The organism is Peribacillus sp. FSL E2-0159 (assembly GCF_038643155.1).
Taxonomy (GTDB): Bacteria; Bacillota; Bacilli; order Bacillales; family DSM-1321; genus Peribacillus; species Peribacillus simplex.
The window spans coordinates 1,288,741-1,305,557 of the sequence record NZ_CP152053.1 but is presented as its reverse complement, the minus strand read 5'-3'; the positions used below and the strand labels follow the sequence as shown (position 1 = coordinate 1,305,557).

The 16,817-nt window shown below is 38.7% G+C and carries 19 protein-coding genes; 5 read left to right on the top strand and 14 right to left on the bottom strand.

All coding sequences use genetic code 11. From position 1 onward, the window contains the following. Window positions 1–33: 33 nt before the first annotated feature. Together lepB and NYE63_RS06510 are read right to left on the bottom strand one after the other, a co-directional pair. Window positions 34–597: a signal peptidase I gene (gene lepB / locus NYE63_RS06515; RefSeq protein WP_342604539.1), complete on the bottom strand. Its 564-nt coding sequence runs from the start codon at window positions 595–597 to the stop codon at window positions 34–36. Window positions 598–630: 33 nt separating this feature from the next. Next, window positions 631–1,245 carry a TVP38/TMEM64 family protein gene (locus tag NYE63_RS06510; protein ID WP_342604538.1) on the bottom strand — a complete coding sequence of 205 codons (615 nt, stop codon included), beginning with the start codon at window positions 1,243–1,245 and terminating at the stop codon, window positions 631–633. Window positions 1,246–1,536: 291 nt separating this feature from the next. Between NYE63_RS06510 and NYE63_RS06505 the strand changes: the two genes are divergently transcribed. Further along, entirely contained in the window at window positions 1,537–1,908 is a 372-nt protein-coding gene (locus tag NYE63_RS06505) for a hypothetical protein (RefSeq protein ID WP_230300926.1), read from the top strand. A gap of 261 nt (window positions 1,909–2,169) precedes the next feature. On the opposite strand, the gene NYE63_RS06500 is transcribed toward NYE63_RS06505, so the two are convergent. Next, window positions 2,170–3,024, bottom strand: coding sequence for an STAS domain-containing protein (locus NYE63_RS06500; protein ID WP_342604537.1), 855 nt, complete (start codon window positions 3,022–3,024; stop codon window positions 2,170–2,172). Between the two features lie 567 nt (window positions 3,025–3,591). On the opposite strand from NYE63_RS06500, the gene NYE63_RS06495 reads away from it, so the two are divergent. Both NYE63_RS06495 and NYE63_RS06490 read left to right on the top strand, forming a co-directional pair. After that, window positions 3,592–4,431: a ComEC/Rec2 family competence protein gene (locus NYE63_RS06495; protein WP_342604536.1), complete on the top strand. Its 840-nt coding sequence runs from the start codon at window positions 3,592–3,594 to the stop codon at window positions 4,429–4,431. Beyond that, a complete protein-coding gene (locus tag NYE63_RS06490; protein ID WP_342604535.1) occupies window positions 4,432–4,650 on the top strand; it encodes a DUF3006 domain-containing protein in 219 nt (72 codons plus the stop codon). Window positions 4,651–4,738: 88 nt separating this feature from the next. On the opposite strand, the gene NYE63_RS06485 is transcribed toward NYE63_RS06490, so the two are convergent. Further along, window positions 4,739–5,302: a competence protein ComK gene (locus tag NYE63_RS06485; protein ID WP_342604534.1), complete on the bottom strand. Its 564-nt coding sequence runs from the start codon at window positions 5,300–5,302 to the stop codon at window positions 4,739–4,741. A gap of 320 nt (window positions 5,303–5,622) precedes the next feature. On the opposite strand from NYE63_RS06485, the gene NYE63_RS06480 reads away from it, so the two are divergent. Continuing rightward, the gene (locus NYE63_RS06480) at window positions 5,623–5,859 is read left to right on the top strand and encodes an IDEAL domain-containing protein (RefSeq protein ID WP_034314641.1); all 237 of its coding nucleotides are present in this window, start codon (window positions 5,623–5,625) and stop codon (window positions 5,857–5,859) included. A gap of 72 nt (window positions 5,860–5,931) precedes the next feature. Here the strand turns inward: NYE63_RS06480 and NYE63_RS06475 are convergent, their stop codons facing one another. From NYE63_RS06475 to NYE63_RS06445, 7 genes are all read right to left on the bottom strand, one after another. Then, a complete protein-coding gene (locus tag NYE63_RS06475) occupies window positions 5,932–6,741 on the bottom strand; it encodes a YitT family protein (protein ID WP_342604533.1) in 810 nt (269 codons plus the stop codon). A gap of 142 nt (window positions 6,742–6,883) precedes the next feature. Next, a complete protein-coding gene (locus NYE63_RS06470; protein ID WP_342604532.1) occupies window positions 6,884–8,149 on the bottom strand; it encodes a M48 family metallopeptidase in 1,266 nt (421 codons plus the stop codon). A 196-nt stretch (window positions 8,150–8,345) separates the two neighbouring features. Further along, the gene (locus NYE63_RS06465) at window positions 8,346–9,020 is read right to left on the bottom strand and encodes a response regulator transcription factor (protein ID WP_342604531.1); all 675 of its coding nucleotides are present in this window, start codon (window positions 9,018–9,020) and stop codon (window positions 8,346–8,348) included. A gap of 181 nt (window positions 9,021–9,201) precedes the next feature. Then, complete coding sequence (locus NYE63_RS06460) at window positions 9,202–9,729, bottom strand: HD domain-containing protein (RefSeq protein WP_207440481.1); 528 nt, start codon at window positions 9,727–9,729, stop codon at window positions 9,202–9,204. A gap of 173 nt (window positions 9,730–9,902) precedes the next feature. Next, entirely contained in the window at window positions 9,903–11,447 is a 1,545-nt protein-coding gene (locus NYE63_RS06455) for a fatty acid--CoA ligase family protein (RefSeq protein WP_342604530.1), read from the bottom strand. A 180-nt stretch (window positions 11,448–11,627) separates the two neighbouring features. Next, on the bottom strand, window positions 11,628–12,617 hold the full coding sequence (locus NYE63_RS06450; RefSeq protein ID WP_342604529.1) for a lipoate--protein ligase: 990 nt from the start codon (window positions 12,615–12,617) through the stop codon (window positions 11,628–11,630). Between the two features lie 41 nt (window positions 12,618–12,658). Beyond that, window positions 12,659–13,393, bottom strand: a complete 735-nt coding sequence (locus NYE63_RS06445; RefSeq protein ID WP_342604528.1) for an MBL fold metallo-hydrolase — start codon at window positions 13,391–13,393, stop codon at window positions 12,659–12,661. 173 nt (window positions 13,394–13,566) lie between these two features. On the opposite strand from NYE63_RS06445, the gene yhfH reads away from it, so the two are divergent. After that, window positions 13,567–13,695 carry a protein YhfH gene (yhfH, locus tag NYE63_RS06440; RefSeq protein WP_065310849.1) on the top strand — a complete coding sequence of 43 codons (129 nt, stop codon included), beginning with the start codon at window positions 13,567–13,569 and terminating at the stop codon, window positions 13,693–13,695. Between the two features lie 163 nt (window positions 13,696–13,858). On the opposite strand, the gene NYE63_RS06435 is transcribed toward yhfH, so the two are convergent. The 3 genes from NYE63_RS06435 to hemE form a co-directional block, all read right to left on the bottom strand. Next, window positions 13,859–14,434, bottom strand: coding sequence for a TetR/AcrR family transcriptional regulator (locus NYE63_RS06435; protein WP_063232247.1), 576 nt, complete (start codon window positions 14,432–14,434; stop codon window positions 13,859–13,861). A 281-nt stretch (window positions 14,435–14,715) separates the two neighbouring features. Then, on the bottom strand, window positions 14,716–15,651 hold the full coding sequence (gene hemH, locus NYE63_RS06430; RefSeq protein WP_342604527.1) for a ferrochelatase: 936 nt from the start codon (window positions 15,649–15,651) through the stop codon (window positions 14,716–14,718). Between the two features lie 78 nt (window positions 15,652–15,729). Then, a complete protein-coding gene (hemE, locus tag NYE63_RS06425; RefSeq protein ID WP_342604526.1) occupies window positions 15,730–16,773 on the bottom strand; it encodes a uroporphyrinogen decarboxylase in 1,044 nt (347 codons plus the stop codon). Window positions 16,774–16,817 lie beyond the last annotated feature (44 nt).

Sequence of the window (16,817 nt, the reverse complement as noted above, 5' to 3'; positions counted from 1 at the left end):
GAAAAAGCCCTCATAATTTTTGGGCTTCCACAATCATTCACCTGTAAATTTATAACTGAATTCTTTGACCGGCCAATATCTAACATCCACTTTACCGACAACATTTTCAACCGGTATATAACCAAAGTGACGGCTGTCAGCACTTTCAAGACGATTATCACCCATGACAAAAAGCTTGCCCTCCGGAACTTTGGTCATGTCCGTCAATTCTTTTAATGTAAAATCACCCGTAAAGTCCTGTCCTGGGAAACCTTCCTTGAATTTCTCAAGATAAGGCTCATCCACCTTCTCACCATTTACGTAAAGCCAATCATCTTTATAACGAATTCGGTCGCCTGCAATCCCTATAACTCGCTTAACATAATCTTCATGTGAATTCGCATGAAAAACAATAATGTCAAAACGGTTGATATCATGAATCTGGTAATTGATTTTATTCACGACAAGTTTATTTCCATCTTCAAGGGTCGGCTGCATCGACTTCCCTTCAACATCATAGCTTGAAAAGAAAAATGTACGGATTAAGATGTAAATAACAAAAGCTATCATCGCTGGTTTTATCCAATCGGATAAAGAATTCTTGTTTGTTTTTTCCATCTAGTTCAACCCCTACTACATTTATATACTAATTTATTGTCCTTCTTCCCTCTTCATGCTTTTATTTAACCGGAATTCCAATCTTTTCCCCACATACCACAGGATAAAGATGACGATCCCGATAATGATCGTACGCAGAGGCTTATGAATTAAAGATACTAAATCGTAACCTACGAAGCTGATCGTAAAAATCATCACCGCTTTCCCTCCCACTACTGCAAGTCCATATTGCAAGGGACTGACTTTTGAAAGTCCTGCTACGATATTAACGATAGCCGAAGGTGTAAAAGGGAAGCAGAGCAATATGAACAAAGGACCGAATCCATGGGTTTCCACCCAAACCATCAACCTCTGCACCTGTTTATGCTTTTGCAAAAATCGGAAAAATCTCATTTGACCATATCTTCTAATAACCAAAAAGATTAAAAAAGAACCCGCTACCGCACCAATCCAAGAAAATAAAAATCCCCACCAGAGACCAAAAGCCGTTGCATTAGCAAGCACGAACACCACTAAGGGCAAAAAGGGCAAAAAAGCTTCCAGCATCGGCAGTAAGATCCCAGGAATTGGACCGAATGAGCGATATTGCTGAATAAGTGCAGATATATGATCAAGTGTAAACCACTCACGTATAGTATCCAAATCCATAATTATCTCCCTCGACATGCTGCTATCAAAGCAGCATAAACTTAATAAAAACTGTTTATTTTAGATATATCACTTTCCCCTGAAATTGCAAGAATTATTATCCATATATCTTCATACTTTCCCTATCTCCGGAAAACATAATCTTGTTAACGAATATTTTATGATTTATCAAAACTGCTTGCATATACACTGAAAATACATTAGGATAAAAAAATAGAACAAGCGTTCTTACTTTTACAAGGTATACATATTAATATTAAAAGCGTGCTATTTTAGAAAGGAGCGGTCAAGATGACCCGCATTCCAGAAGATGACCGAAATATGATTGAAAAAGCCATCTACCTTCCTATGGTTATTACAGTCTTAAACCGGGATCTCAAGGTCATCGAAATTAGTCCGTTTAAATTAAAAAGGCCTTATTCGGAGCTAGTCGAACATATTTTAAAAGTGGTTCAAGACGAACTTGCCGAGGTACGGCGCTATTTGCGCAAGGAGAACATTAAGGTTAGTGAAATCAAACGCGATGAATCCTTCACGATGTATTGTTTTTTATATAAAGGATACGAGGAACATCATAATTATTTCAATCCCCGCCTTCGCAACAAAACCGAAGACTTGTTATGTTATTACTTTTTCGAAAAAAAACATCGTTCAAGGAATTAGCGGGTCATCCTCCATATATGCTTGTCTGTGAAATATGGGTGGGTGTTTGAAGTCTTTCGGGGAGGATACAGATGCCCTTAGTATGTCCATTAAAAAAGCATCTCATCTTTCCTGGCATAAAGATAAGTGATTTCAATTTTTCAGAATTAAGATCGATAAGACTCACTTACATCCATTCACCTGTTTGGATTTTCCATTATCATTGTCCTGCCCAATAATAGAATTGGATAGGTTCAAAACCATGGATTTACTTCCATGAAATTACTTTTCGATCAAGGCATAACCTATGTAATCAAGTGCATACTGAATATCCTTAACCATTTTAGTTTTGAGATTCTTTAAATCAAAGTTATTTACATGCTCCTTGGCAAAGGTTGGAGTGACACCCGTTATTATCGTTTCCACCCCCATCAAACCAAGAGCACTCATCATATTTAAGAGAAAGTTTGGAAAACAGTTATCTTGAACGAGGAGCTTCGACAAATCAATGATAAAGTAACCAATATCATTATCCGCTGCAGAATGTAAAACATCACTCATGATTTGCTCTGATCGATTGCCGTCAACAATTCCCTGTATCGAAAGAATGGAAATGCCTTTAGTGATCGGGATGATCGGTACGCTTAAAAAGCCCATGCTATACTTTGTATGATCAAGCTCTATCATGTGGGATAAAATGTCTGCCATGGATTTCAGATAGTAAATATCTTCTTCTGAAAACACTTTTTCCTCCTTGTCCATTACACAAAGGGTCCCGAATACATTCCCTTTCAAATTCTTTAACGTCACTCCTAAGAAACCTTTTACATTTAACTGACCGGTTACTTCAAGCTCCCTTGTTATGGCATCCTTCATTAAGTTTGCTGTATGCATAGCATCGCCTTTGTTCTTAATGATTAAACGACAGAATGTCCCTCCATATTCGACGCTGTATCCTTCTGGTATAATCTCCTCTTCCCTATTATAGGAACTGAGGACTGTCATCGCCGTTTCTCCTCTTTTTGTTACATAAGCCGTTTGCACATTTAGCTGCTTACTGATTAAGGCAAACATTTTCGAGGACACAGATCTTAACGAATAATAGGTGGGGCTCGTCTGTTCATAATTAATCGTCATTTTAATCACCTCTTAATTTCTATTCATCATCTATTATACTATTCGTCAACACTATCATTTTAGAGTCAGTATAACGTTTTTGCAAAAGATTGTTATTAACCTGCATTAGAAGAAATAGAGAATATCATCCATCATCTTATTTGAAAGACAAGGTTAAGCTTAATCAGTAGATATGAAGGTTTATCGTAACGGGATTAGATAAATTCGAAAGCCCTTCTCATATGAGAAGGGCTTTCGTTGTGCAATTAAGCCTTTTGCTAAAGGAAGCATATATTATCTTTTGATTTGAACGATCTTATGAGTACCAAACAAAATCACCCTCTAATCCTTGATTTTCGGATTGCCTCACCTTCACTCCTAATATCTTCCACATGAATCATACGATTCTAAAAGCTCAGGAGAAAGGTGCATTCCCCTTCTTCATCAGCGACACTTAATCATAAATACCCAGGATTATTTTACCTAACCACGATTCAGACGCCCGCTTCCTTTTTTATCACAAAGAAAATTATGTCCAAATCCCATTTTCTCAATTACACATGGTAAATTATTAATTGGAGGGAAAAAATGAAGAAAATTAATATTCTACTGGTTGCTGTTCTTGTTTTGTCTTTATTCACTGGACTTAAAACAACTGAGGCAGCCTCAAATGTGAAGGTACATTTCATCAACGTTGGACAAGGAGATTCAATCCTTATTCAAACCGGTAACGAAAACGTTTTAATTGATGGTGGCGGTAAAGGAAAGGGCAACGAAGTTGTAGCTTACCTAAAAAAACAAAAGGTAAAAACACTTAATGCATTAGTATCCACTCACCCAGATGCGGATCATGTGGGCGGTCTGGCTTATGTGATTAAATCGCTTAATGTGAAATCTGTGTATGCCCCTAAAGTTTCTCATACCACCCAAGCATACAAAGACTTTTTAACGGCTGTTAAGCAGAAGAAGCTTACAATAAAAAAAGCGCAGTCTGGCGTGGAAATCAACACAAAAGCTAAGGATAATTCCCTTAAATTCATTGCACCTGTTAAAGAATATGCTAAGTCTGACTTAAATAATTTGAGTGCAGTCCTTTTACTTAAACACGACAAAAAAATATTCTTGTTTACAGGTGATGCTGAAGAAAAAGCAGAGTCAGATATGCTGGCTAAAAAACTGGTACCAAGTGTGGATGTACTTAAAGTCGGCCATCATGGTGCAAAAACATCAACAAGTTCAGCTTTCATTAACAAAGCAAAACCGAAATACGCTGTAATCAGTGTAGGGAAAAATGGATATGGGCACCCTACCTCTACTGTTGTAAAACGGTTGAATTCAGTGAAAGCCAAAACTTATCGCACAGATAAATCAGGTAACATTATTTTTACTTCTACAGGTCAGAAAATAACTGTAAAGACGGTGAAATAAATGGTACAAGGAATTATCGATCGCTTCGAGGGAAAGATCGCTGTCGTTGAAATCGATGGTGGTGACATGAAGGATTTTCCTAAAAGCGCTCTTCCCAAGGGAGCAAAAGTAGGAGATATGCTGATTATCGATGGTAATACTATCACCATTTCCAAAGAAGGCACTGAGAAGTTAAGAAAAGAGATTGACGACTTAATGGATGAATTATTTGAAGATTAATTCCGGGGCCCTTCTTTAATAAGAAGGGCTTGCATTAATTTTGAATGAATCCCGTTTGCATTCTTCTATGATTATCACTGAAACCCCTCTAACGTGGTATATACTTTGACATTACCTCTGAAGCCTTTGCCCCATTTGCTTCGGTGAACAGATAGAATGATTTCCTCTTTGTTTCTTCAATCCTCTGGATCAATTTCGTTTTTAAAAAAGATGTCCGGTGCAGCTGGTTTTCGAAAGAACTGCATGATACTTCTATATCGATGGTTTGTCTATTCCTGAATGTGATGGTTGTATGTTTGGAATCCAGGCGATCATAGGATACCACATGCTCATGTGATAACCAGATGCATTGAGGACGCAACGGAGATGTAGTGGGAAAGAAAAAAATCGAACTGGTCGGATCAATCGCAATAGGCGCTTTATGTGTGATGTTTATGAGTTGTTTCGTGCCTTGCTTGCGTCCTTCATAACTTGATCCGAAGAACTCACAGCTTTTCTTTATTATTTCCATAGGTTTAAAGGGGGAGATGAACTCGTCCTCCATTTCTACGATACGAGAATATATTTTACTGCCGTAATTGATTGGCGAAACCATTAGTGTATGTGGCGTGATTTCATATTCCTCGATGATTCCCTGATTGTTTTCCTTCATTTTTAATCCACCTCTTCCTCATTGCTAAACACCGCTTTTACTTTACCAAAGCTAATACTCTTAATTGCTTGTACCCTTCCGTTCCCCATTGTCCAAGAAGAGTGAAGGGAGACAGTAAATGTTTGTTAAATTACTCACTATAATAGCACAACCCTCAAACATAAAAAGTAAGTTCACAAAAAATTAAAAATTCTTTTATATAGTGGCTTTTTCGTCATCTAAACGACACATTCTCTATTAGAATTTAAATTTTTTAAATTTTCAGTTGATTTTATCCACTCAAATCCATATAATAATAAAAAGGGTCAGGGGTGGTAACTTTGAAAAATGAAAAATCTTATTCAGAGTCAGTGAAGTCCTTATCAATGAGCGAAATGAAAAACGATGCCGTGGTTCAGGAAATGTTAATTGATATGATTATTCAGGAAGCCGTCCTTACTACCAAAAAGAATATCCTTGCAAAACAGATCGATGAAGCCTTGGATATGAAAAACAAACCTTTATTCTTAAAACTAAGTTCTGAAATGAACGTTTTACTCAAGCAGTTTGGAAATTAAAATGCATGATTAAAAAACAGTCTAATGATCAAAAAAGCCTCCCATAATGTTGGGAGGCTTTTCTAATTATCATCACTCTTTATGAAACATCCCCATGACCTCGGCTGTTTCGGTTATATTGACAAAAGCATTCGGATCCACTTCTTTTATCATCGTTTTTACATCGGTCAACTGATAACGTGTAATGACTGTCATCATGACTTTACTCTTTTCTCCTGAATATGCACCTTCACCATCCATGACTGTAATTCCACGATATAGGTTGGACAGGAGCTTTGTTTTCATTTCGTCACTCTTTTTGGTAACGATCATCAATGTTAATTTAATGTGATTGGAATGGATCGTATCGATCACCTTACCTGCTGCATAAATGGAAATCAGCGTATATAATGCGGCATCCCACCCAAAGATGAAGCCAGAGATAACCACCACAACTCCATTCATCACCGAAAGCAATGTACCAAGTGGGAAGTCGCTCTTCTTAGCCAATAGCATGGCAATGATATCAAAACCGCCCGAAGACCCCGAAGCACGAAAGATGATGCCTATACCGAATCCTGATATGATTCCGCCAAATAAAGAAGACAAAATCGGTTCAGTGGATATTCCGTGAACTGGAATGAGGTATAAACTGACCGAAATCACGACAACTGATAATATCGTATAGGTGATAAAGCGTCTCCCTAATTTCAGATATCCAAGAATCAGCAATGGCAGGTTCAACAGAAAATTCAATATCCCTGTGTTGACTGGTGTGATGATTCCGAACATAATCGCAAGTCCACTAAGTCCGCTGCTTAAAATTAAATGAGGTATCAAAAATAAGTTGTAGGCTACTGCAACAAGCACGGAGCCTATAGTGATGAAAAGTACATTATACATATCCGATCTCCTTAAAACGAACTGGGAATTTAATTTATTATAGTAGAGAACCTAAGATTTTTAAAAATAATAGTTTTTTCTGAAAACAACTACAAACTTCCACTTTCCGAAGAAAAAAAGCCAGCTGATTATCAGCTGGCTTTCAATCACCCTTTGTATCTGCATTTTCAACTGTTGAAATCCGCTCGAGCATGGTTGGATGGGAATAGCGGAGCCATTTAACCAGGAATGGTGGGTTGACCTGACTCAAACCCGACCTCGTGAGTTCCTGGAACGTCGTGATTGCTGATTCTTTATCCCTGGTCATTTCAATGGCATAGCGGTCAGCCCTTGTTTCTTGATATCTGGAAACATAATTGGACAGCGGGCTCGAAGCAAAGAGCAACACTGACGTTATTAAGAGAAATAATGGAAGAGAAGAAATGCTGTCAACCGAACGGACCTTTAACAGCTGACCCCAGCGTCTAATGATAAAATTCATGATTTTCGATGTCAGCCACAAACCGATTAAAGTCAGTCCTAAATAACCTGCAATCCCTATATAAATGTGCTTTTCCACATAATGAGCCATTTCATGTGCCATGATAAAAAGGATTTCATCTTCCTTCAGTTTGTTCAGGGTCGTATCCCAAAGGACTATTCTTGAGTTGGAACCTATGCCGGTCACGTATGCATTCAAGGCATTTGTCTTTTCCGCCATGTTTACTTCATACACGTGTTCAGCCGGGATTTCAGCCTGTGAGGCAAGTGCCAATATTTCCGTTTCCAGCTCTTTATTTTTGAGCGGATAGAATTCATTGTACAGCGGATCAATCAGTACAGGCTGAACAAACATCAGGAACAAGGAAAATGGAATGGACAACATCCAAGCATAGAGCCACCACTTCTTCACACTTTTCTTCATTAACCAATATAAAACGGAAACGATGATGAACATCATCCCAAAATTCACCCAGAATTCGATGACTCCATCCTTCATCCACGAGGTGAAACTTTGAGTACTTATATGGTAACTCTTGCTCATCCGATATCCAATGAAACTGATTGGAAACAGTGCCAGGTAAGTAATCACGGAAAGCCAGAATAAGTAAATGCCCGTTCTGATCACTTTCCGTCTCGAGACTGCCATTGACGACCTTTCAAACGCTTTCGAAAAACCAAATAATAAAATGAAGAAATAAAGCAGCCATTCATATGGCGTGGATACGAAAAAAATAAAATTCCGCAGTCCTGAATACTCTTCGCTAAGCTTTAGTTCCCTTGCATTCAGGAATGTTGCAGGATCTGCTGCAGTTCCACGCAAAGCTTCAGGAATGGAGGTATCAGCTCCATAAAAAATATACCAATACATCGCTGCTGCATAAAGGATATATAATAGAATCGCTCTTCCAGCCCATTTTCTAACCATGATGCCCCTCCTTAAACGAATCTCCCTCTCATTAGTTTAATCCAAAATGGACAGGTTAGAACCGCATTTCCTTTCTATATTATTTATTCCTTTCAATCTTCAACATTTGTTGATTTTTTATTCTTTATTATCAACCTTAAGATTTCACAGAATACACCTTCAGTCAAAAATGCACTTACGGGACGAAAATCGTTCATCAAAGTTTATGAGTCATCCCGCTATTTTGAAACCTATACAAAAGTGCCATAAGCTCCGGTCGATTATTAACATTCAGTTTTCTGTAAATCCGGCTTATATAGTTTTTTACCGTGCCGATGGATAGAAAAAGTTTTTTTGAAATTTGTTGATTCGTTTCGCCTTGGGTTATCAGGATAAGCAGTTCATACTCGCGTTTAGAAAAGGCCCCCAATTTTTCGATTGCCTTATCCAAAGTTACTGGTGATCTTTCAACATCCTGCTGCAGCCTCTTCATTAAAATTGATTTAAATGAGGCAGGATAAACTATCTGGCCGTTGGCACATTGACGGATTGCTGACAGCACTTGTTTCATACCGTCATCCTGTAACACATAACCTGCTGCACCATGGCATATCGCTTCGATAAGATTATGATCTTCTGAATAGGCAGTAAAAATGAGGAAAGGAGTGGATGGATGTTTTTCCTTTAGGATTGGCATGACTTCCTGTCCATACTTCCCTGATGACCGGGCATCAATTAGAATGACATCCGGCATGACTGATGATGTATGATCAGAATCAAGAAGTTCCATTTCATCTCCGGTTATCCCCATGACCTTAATGTCTTCTTCTTTTTCGATGATTCCCTCAAGTCCTACCTGACCACCATATATCATTAGCTTAATCGACTTCATAACTTCACCCGTTACTTTCATTATTTGTTATTAATCCGATAATTTTTTATAATCGCCTGCCGCGAATAGTTCTATTGGTCTATATTTTACATCATTAATTCACTTGATAACAAATTTAAACTGTAGAATGCTTAAAAAAGGGCACCCTTTGACAGTAAAAAAGCTATCAACCTGTCTGCCTTCAGGATGATAGCCTTTTTCTTTGTTCCTCATCTATGAGCGTATCAAGTTTCATGATGCTCTCCTCTGCCCGTAGAAAATCAATTTTGCGATAATGGTGTTTTCCACCTTCTTCTTCATCTTTTTCATCGGCCCATTTGACGACTTGCTGAAGCGGTGTACGAATAATATCATTTGAAGGTAAGAACGAATCGGTGTGAAATAAAATGGCGAGGGAAATGGTCTTTGCCTTTATCGGGTTTTCTCCCAAGCGGATTAACAGTTTATGTGCTCGTTCTGCACCTTTGATGGGATGGATATCATTTTGTTTATACAGATCATAATCCCATTTACCATTGCGATACCAGGTAAAATGACCCATATCATGCAAAAGTCCAGCTTTAGCAGCAATATCAGGGTCTATATTATATTCGTTTGCTAAGTGAAACGCATGGTATGCTACCGCAATTGCATGTGCCAGACCTGAACGGTTCAAGTATTTTTGAGCAATGGGATGTGTAAAAATATCCAAAAGCTTTACATCTCTCATCTAACTCCTCCTTACAATTATGTGGAAATTTTTAATGACAATCATAACTCTTTTCGAAACAAGAATCAAGATTTTAAGATTCTCCTATATATTTTATGCAGCCTGATACAATTTGGTTGTACAAAAAGAGACCATTGCCGGTTATAGGCAATGATCCCCTTATGCTCAATAAATTAGTTTTGTAGTACATGGTTTTTCAAGGAGCGTCGTAAAATTTTACCAGTCGCATTTTTTGGAAGTTCATCCAAAAAATCAATTTTTGCCGGTACCTTATATTTGGCCAAGTGTTCCATGCAATAGGCAAGAAGTTCTTCCTCGGTCAATGCATTGTCTTTCTTTACCACAAAGCATTTAACCACTTCTCCCTGATTGGGATCAGGAACGCCTATGGCTGCTGCCTCAACTACTTCAGGATGGGCATACAGAATCTCCTCCACTTCACGTGGATAGACATTGTAGCCACCGACGATGATAAGCTCCTTTTTACGGTCTACAATGAAAAAATAGCCTTCATCATCCATTCTGGCTAAATCGCCTGTATATAACCAACCATTTTTCAAGACAGCGGCTGATTCTTCAGGCATTTTATAATAACCCTTCATTACATTGGGACCTCTGACGATCAATTCTCCTACCCCATTGATTGGCACTTCTTCTCCAAGCTCATTGACCACTTTGTTTTCCACCCTAAGGATGGAGGTTCCGATGGATCCCGCCTTCCTTGGACGATCCAAAGGATTGAAACAGGTAACAGGGGATGCTTCGGATAAGCCGTATCCTTCTGAAACCCTGACATTAAATTTCCGCTCGAATGATTCAAGCAGGGACACTGGCATGGCGGATCCGCCTGATATGCATATCCGCAACGACTTCAAAGCATCTTCTTTCGCATCTGGATATTGGAAAAGAAAGTTATACATCGTAGGCACTCCAGCAAAAACGGTTGCATCATATTTTTTGATTTGCCTGAATATTTCCTTTGGACTGAATTGCGGGACAATTAAAAGCGTACCTCCGCTTATCAATGGGGCATTCACAACTACCGTTAAACTGAAAACATGGAACATTGGCAATGTCGTAATGACACGGTCACTTTCCGTGATTTTTAAATATTCACCAACATCATGTGCATTTGAAAATATATTGGTATGTGTAAGCATGGCCCCCTTTGGTTTCCCCGTTGTCCCGGAAGTATAGAGTATGATTGCCGTATCTTCAGGATCCAGTTCTGGACCTTTAAAGCCATCATCCCCCGATTCAATCATTTTTGTAAACGATTTCATTTTTGGGTAGATGTTAAATTGGCTAATATCCCCATTATCCGGCTGCGTTTCACAAATTACATATTGCTCTACGCTTGAGAGGATCGGGTTCATTTTCTCTAGTAGGGGTAATAGCTTATCTAATGCCACAACAACCTTTACATCACCATTATTCAGGATGTAACCAATCTCGTCAGGTGTGTAAATTGGATTGACGGGAATTACGGTCGCCCCTGCTCGCATAGCTCCATACAACGAAATGATGAAATGTGGAGAGTTTCCCAATAACAGTGCAACGTTATCACCCTTTGAAACACCAAGCCTATGTAATTCGTCTGCGAACTTCGTAACGGCTTTATCCAATTCCCCATATGAAGTGGATTGATCCATAAAGTAATATGCTGGCTTACCAGCCTTTTTTAAAGCCATTTGATGAAGCTGTTCAGATAAATTCATCTTTCTCCCTCCCCTGCAAATAGCATGAATGAATAGTCATTCATTTTTATGGTAAACTAAATACATTTTTATTATATTAAAAGAAAGCGATCACAGCAACAACTTTATCCATATTCAAGCAATTACTGTCATTATTAGACACAAAAGCCGTCCTATTAAGTCGGGACGGCTTTTTCAGGCTTAATATATTAAAGCCAATATTTCTTCTTTCGTTACATTGCCAAAATAATGACGAACATCAATCTCATCTAGTACACTGCTGATTGCTTCCTTTTCATAGCGTGTTCCAGTAAGCTTTTGTTCAATATCCGCAACCTCTCCGACCCCGAAGAAATCACCGTAGATTTTACAGTTTTCAATGATTCCCCTGTTCACTTCAAGGCGAATGTCAACAGATCCCACAGCGAATCTATGTGAGTTTTGCAAGTTGAATTTAGGTGATTTTCCGTAATTCCACTCCCAGCTTTGATACCTTTCTTCCGAGATTTTGTGAATTTTCTCCCAATCCGTCTCCGTTAAAACATATTCTGTAACCTTTCCGCTATCTTTGAAAATATTTTGCAGAAGGAATGAACGGAATTCTTCAACCGACATCGGTTCTTTTAAGAAATCAGCGATATTACCGACACGGCTTCTTATCGATTTAATCCCTTTTGACTCGATTTTATCTTTTTTCACTTTTAAAGCGGATACAATGTGATCCATTTCTGATTGAAACAGCAATGTCCCATGACTGAACATTCTGCCCTTCGTTGAAAACATCGCGTTTCCCGAGATTTTCTTTCCTTCAGCCAAAATATCGTTACGACCGCTCAATTCAGCATGTATTCCAAGTTTCTCAAGCGTTTCCACGACAGGTTGCGTAAATTTTTTGAAGTTATGGAAACTATCTCCGTCATCCCTCGTAATGAAACTGAAGTTGAGATTCCCTAGGTCATGATAAACCGCACCCCCCCCGGAAAGGCGGCGAACAACTGTAATGCCATTTCCATCTACATAATCGGCATTGATTTCTTCAATCGTATTTTGATTTCTACCTATGATGATTGAGGGACGATTAATGTAAAAAAGAAGATAGGTTTCATCTATATTTAAATGTTTAAGCGCATATTCTTCGATTGCCAGGTTAATTCTTGGATCTGTAATTCCCTTATTATCAATAAAAAGCACAGTTGTTCCTCCTTGTAGACTTCATATCACTGATGTTTCATTTATAGTTGGAATTCGAGATTGGTTTTAGCAACTGCTATTTCCCTTTTGAATACCTCGGATGCTTCTTTTTTCAGTTGATCTATATTCCCATAATGAGGGAGATGAGTTAACAGCAAAAGCTGGACGTCAGCCTTTTCTGCTAGCATGCCCGCTTCTCTTGCCGTCATATGACCCGCCTTTGAACCATCCATATCACTGTAAAAGTTACTTTCACATAATAAAACATTAGCGTCTTTAGCAAAATCTGCAAGCTCATCCATATATGAACTGTCACCTGTGTAAACTATTGAATGATTTTCAGCTTCAATCCTCATTGCAAAACAAGGGACTGGATGTTTTGTTTTCATGAACGTAAATTTACATGGTCCAATGGTTAAGGGTTGATCAGCAGAGTAGGCTATCCCCTTTGTCACTTCTTTATAAGTTAACTTACCAAATTCGACTTCGTCTAAATCATGACCATAAATAGGAATGGTCCTTTTTTCGCTGCCCAATATCTGCTGAATGAACGCAGCGTGCTGCAGGACACCAATATCCGCTACATGATCCGGATGATAGTGGGATAATACAACTGCACCAAGGTCCTCCGGCTTCATATGGTTTTGCAGCTGTGATAGAACACCGCTGCCACAATCAAGCAGAATGCGAAAATCTTCATATTCAAGCAAATAGCCGGAACTTGCCTCATTTTTAGCTGGATAACCTCCCCAGCAGCCAATTACGGTGATTTTCATGCTTAGGCACTCCTTTTTTTCTCTCAATGACTTCCCAATTAATATAAACTATTCTTCCCCTTATTTCACCTTTTTTACTTATGTTATAAAACATTCATTGACTTCACATCTCTGTTATAATACAATGAAGCCATAGAAAAGCGAATAATAAAAAAATTCAGGAGATGATGTTCATGATTCAAAGTAGCGTTGAGTTCTTTAAAAACCTGCCTCCGAAACAATGCACGGAATGCGGAAAAAAAATTGAAGAACAGCACGAATGTTATGGAAACCACTGTGATCATTGCCTTTCTGGAGAGTAGTAGTCTTGTGTTTCACCATCCGCTTCCCAAATAGCAGGATGATTTTATATAAGATTCAGTTTCGCAGCTGAAAAACATCCCCAATAAAAAGAAGAGATGCCGATGATCGGTATCTCTTCTTTTTATTGAGATTCATTGCCTTGCAGCAAAAAAAATAGAATTATCACGTAACGGATAATCCTTTGAACAAATATATTTTAAATAGTTCAGCAATTTCCTCTTTCTCTAATGGGGCATGGTTCCTTTCCCAATCAAAAATCAGGGCAAGGTACATCTTTAGCATCAGGAAAGCTGTTATCTCTGGATCGCAAGGCTGTATATAGCCCTTTTCAATCGCTATTTTTAGTTTTTCCTTAATGTATGATACAATGGCTTCTTCCATTTCATTAACCATTTCCTGAACGGCCGGCGTACCAATTTCCCGCTCTTCCTGAAGAAGTTTCAAAGATAATTGATGTTCCTGCCTGAACTCCAGAATTCGATAAACGGCCCGATGCAGATTTTCAAAAAAGGAGAGTTGGTCATCCAAAGATTGTTCCGCCTCATATTTCATTTCCTCAATCATCCGCTGAACGATTTCTTTAAACAGCTCTTCTTTATTTTTATAAAAGGTATAAATGGTCCCTTTTCCCACATTGGCAATTTTAGCGACTTGATCCATCGTCGTTGCCTTATATCCAAAAAGTGAAAACGACTTGGTCGCGGCTTCTAAAATTAATTTTTTACGATCAACAGACATTTCACACCTCAATCCTGACCAAACGGACCAAACAGTCATTATGTTCAACGATATCATACCAAAAATATTCAGTCTTTTCAATTAAATTTTCAATTTTTTAGAGAAACAATGGCCATCCTCCTTACTGGACAGCCACTTTTTCAAAAATAGTGTATTTATTAAATCAGCAAGGTAAAGTAAAAAAGCGTCGCTTTTCCGGGTGTATAGCATCTATCAACTTCATATGAAAATATGTAGAGCACATTGCAAGCATAGTAAAATAAATTACCTCTATTGACTGATCACTTTTCCTGTAATTTGTTTAAAATGATTGTGGCCAAAGCATCGATGAATTCAGGTTTAACATTGGGCATATCCGGCCTATAGTAGCTTGCACCAATATCTTCCGTCACAACCTTACATTCATAATCGTTATCATAAAGGACTTCTAGGTGCTCGGCAACAAAGCCAACAGGAATATAAATGAAAGCTTTATAACCTTTTGCTTGATGAAGATCTCTGGTTAAATCCTGTACATCAGGTCCCAACCATGGTTCAGGTGTTTGTCCAGCGCTTTGCCAGCCTACTGCATAATTGGTAACCCCTGCGCCCTCAGCAATCATGTCTGCCGTTTCTTTTAGTTGATTTGGATACGGATCTCCTGATTGCAAGATTTTTTCAGGAAGGCTATGTGCCGACACAATCAAAGCGAAATTATCCCGTTCTTCCGAGGTCATTTTCCCGATTACTTCTTTTACTTGGTCTACCCAATATTGAATGAACTTTGGCTCATCATACCAGCTTTCAACGGAAGTGATGGTCAGGTCCCCCAATTTAGCGGCTTCATCCTCGGCACGTCCATTATAAGACTTCACGCTGAATGTTGAAAAATGCGGTGCCAATACTATACTGACCGCTTCTTTGATTCCATCTTCATGCATTTGTTTCACTGCGTCTTCAACAAAAGGTTCAATATGTTTCAGTCCAAGATATGCCTTGAATTCAACTTCCTCCTGAACGGAATTCAATTTCTTTTCAAGGGCTTCAGCTTGTCCTGCTGTTATTTTTGCAAGCGGGGATAATCCACCGATCGCTTCATATCTGCCTTTTAGGTCGGCAATCAATTCGTCGCTTGGCCGTCTCCCATGACGAATATGTGTATAATATCTTTCAATATCCTCTTCAGTGTACGGAGTACCATAAGCCATGACTAAAAGGCCCATTTTTTTTCTTGACATGAAGTTACACCTCTTTTAAAGATTTCGTTCTTTTATTGTGCATCCAATTAAATATTTTCAGCAAATGGTTCGCTCACCTTACTTCATTTTTGATGAATATTCATGAATGAAAGCGGTCAGCCTCTTCAGTGTTTCCGGGTTTACGGAAGGGAAAACCCCATGTCCAAGATTAAAGATGTAGCCATCTTGTTCCATGCCCTGATCCAAGATCCTTTTTGTCCGTTCTTCTATAACATCCCATGATGATAATAGTAGGGCAGGATCAAGATTACCTTGTACCGTTTTCTGTATTCCCATTTGTCTTGCTTCTGTAATTGGTAGTCTCCAATCAAGCCCGACCACATCAATCGGAAGATCATTCCACTCAAGTGCCAAGTGACTTGCGCCGACCCCGAACATGATTAGCGGTACATTTTCTTCACGCAATGAAGTAAAGATACGAGTCATGATTGGCTTGATGAATACGCGGTAATCTTCAACGTTCAAAGCACCTACCCATGAATCAAAGATTTGGATGGCTTTAACGCCGGCTTTAATTTGTGACTTGACATAGATGATGATCATATCCGCTAACTTATCCATTAATGCAAACCAGGCCTTTGGCTCAGAGTACATGAAAGCTTTCGTCTTATTGTAGTTTTTGGAGGGACCGCCTTCAATCATGTATGAAGCAATGGTGAATGGTGCCCCGGAGAAACCGATCAAAGGAACGGACAATTGCTCCGTGGTCAATAATTTAATCGTGTCCAACACATATGGGATGTCTTTCTCTGGGTTCAATTCACCTAATTTTTCAACATCTGTCACTGATTGGATAGGATTGGATATGACTGGACCGATTCCGGACTTGATCTCAACATCGACACCAATGGCTGGTAGCGGTGTCATTATATCTTTATATAAAATCGCAGCGTCAACATCATATTGCTCAACTGGCAATCTAGTCACATAAGCGCATAATTCCGGCTGATGAGTAATTTCAAAAAGGGAGTACTTCTCTTTCAATTTACGGTATTCCGGCTGCGAACGGCCAGCCTGTCGCATATACCAAACAGGCACATGATCCGTTTTCTCTCCTCTCGCAGCTTTTAAAAATGTATCATTCGTAATTTCCTTAGACATTAATATCCACCTTTCAAGCAATCACGTTTCTATTTTTATTCATT

Excerpts from the sequence above, each read along its gene's own strand:
- NYE63_RS06510 (WP_342604538.1), bottom strand. The coding sequence starts at position 1,245 with ATGGATTTGGATACTATACGTGAGTGGTTTACACTTGATCATATATCT.
- hemE (WP_342604526.1), bottom strand. The coding sequence starts at position 16,773 with ATGTCTAAGGAAATTACGAATGATACATTTTTAAAAGCTGCGAGAGGA.
- NYE63_RS06470 (WP_342604532.1), bottom strand. The coding sequence starts at position 8,149 with ATGGTTAGAAAATGGGCTGGAAGAGCGATTCTATTATATATCCTTTAT.
- NYE63_RS06495 (WP_342604536.1), top strand. The coding sequence starts at position 3,592 with ATGAAGAAAATTAATATTCTACTGGTTGCTGTTCTTGTTTTGTCTTTA.
- NYE63_RS06460 (WP_207440481.1), bottom strand. The coding sequence starts at position 9,729 with ATGAGAGATGTAAAGCTTTTGGATATTTTTACACATCCCATTGCTCAA.
- NYE63_RS06490 (WP_342604535.1), top strand. The coding sequence starts at position 4,432 with ATGGTACAAGGAATTATCGATCGCTTCGAGGGAAAGATCGCTGTCGTT.
- hemH (WP_342604527.1), bottom strand. The coding sequence starts at position 15,651 with ATGTCAAGAAAAAAAATGGGCCTTTTAGTCATGGCTTATGGTACTCCG.
- NYE63_RS06435 (WP_063232247.1), bottom strand. The coding sequence starts at position 14,434 with ATGTCTGTTGATCGTAAAAAATTAATTTTAGAAGCCGCGACCAAGTCG.
- NYE63_RS06500 (WP_342604537.1), bottom strand. The coding sequence starts at position 3,024 with ATGACGATTAATTATGAACAGACGAGCCCCACCTATTATTCGTTAAGA.
- NYE63_RS06505 (WP_230300926.1), top strand. The coding sequence starts at position 1,537 with ATGACCCGCATTCCAGAAGATGACCGAAATATGATTGAAAAAGCCATC.
- NYE63_RS06465 (WP_342604531.1), bottom strand. The coding sequence starts at position 9,020 with ATGAAGTCGATTAAGCTAATGATATATGGTGGTCAGGTAGGACTTGAG.
- yhfH (WP_065310849.1), top strand. The coding sequence starts at position 13,567 with ATGATTCAAAGTAGCGTTGAGTTCTTTAAAAACCTGCCTCCGAAACAA.
- NYE63_RS06455 (WP_342604530.1), bottom strand. The coding sequence starts at position 11,447 with ATGAATTTATCTGAACAGCTTCATCAAATGGCTTTAAAAAAGGCTGGT.
- lepB (WP_342604539.1), bottom strand. The coding sequence starts at position 597 with ATGGAAAAAACAAACAAGAATTCTTTATCCGATTGGATAAAACCAGCG.
- NYE63_RS06445 (WP_342604528.1), bottom strand. The coding sequence starts at position 13,393 with ATGAAAATCACCGTAATTGGCTGCTGGGGAGGTTATCCAGCTAAAAAT.
- NYE63_RS06485 (WP_342604534.1), bottom strand. The coding sequence starts at position 5,302 with ATGAAGGAAAACAATCAGGGAATCATCGAGGAATATGAAATCACGCCA.
- NYE63_RS06475 (WP_342604533.1), bottom strand. The coding sequence starts at position 6,741 with ATGTATAATGTACTTTTCATCACTATAGGCTCCGTGCTTGTTGCAGTA.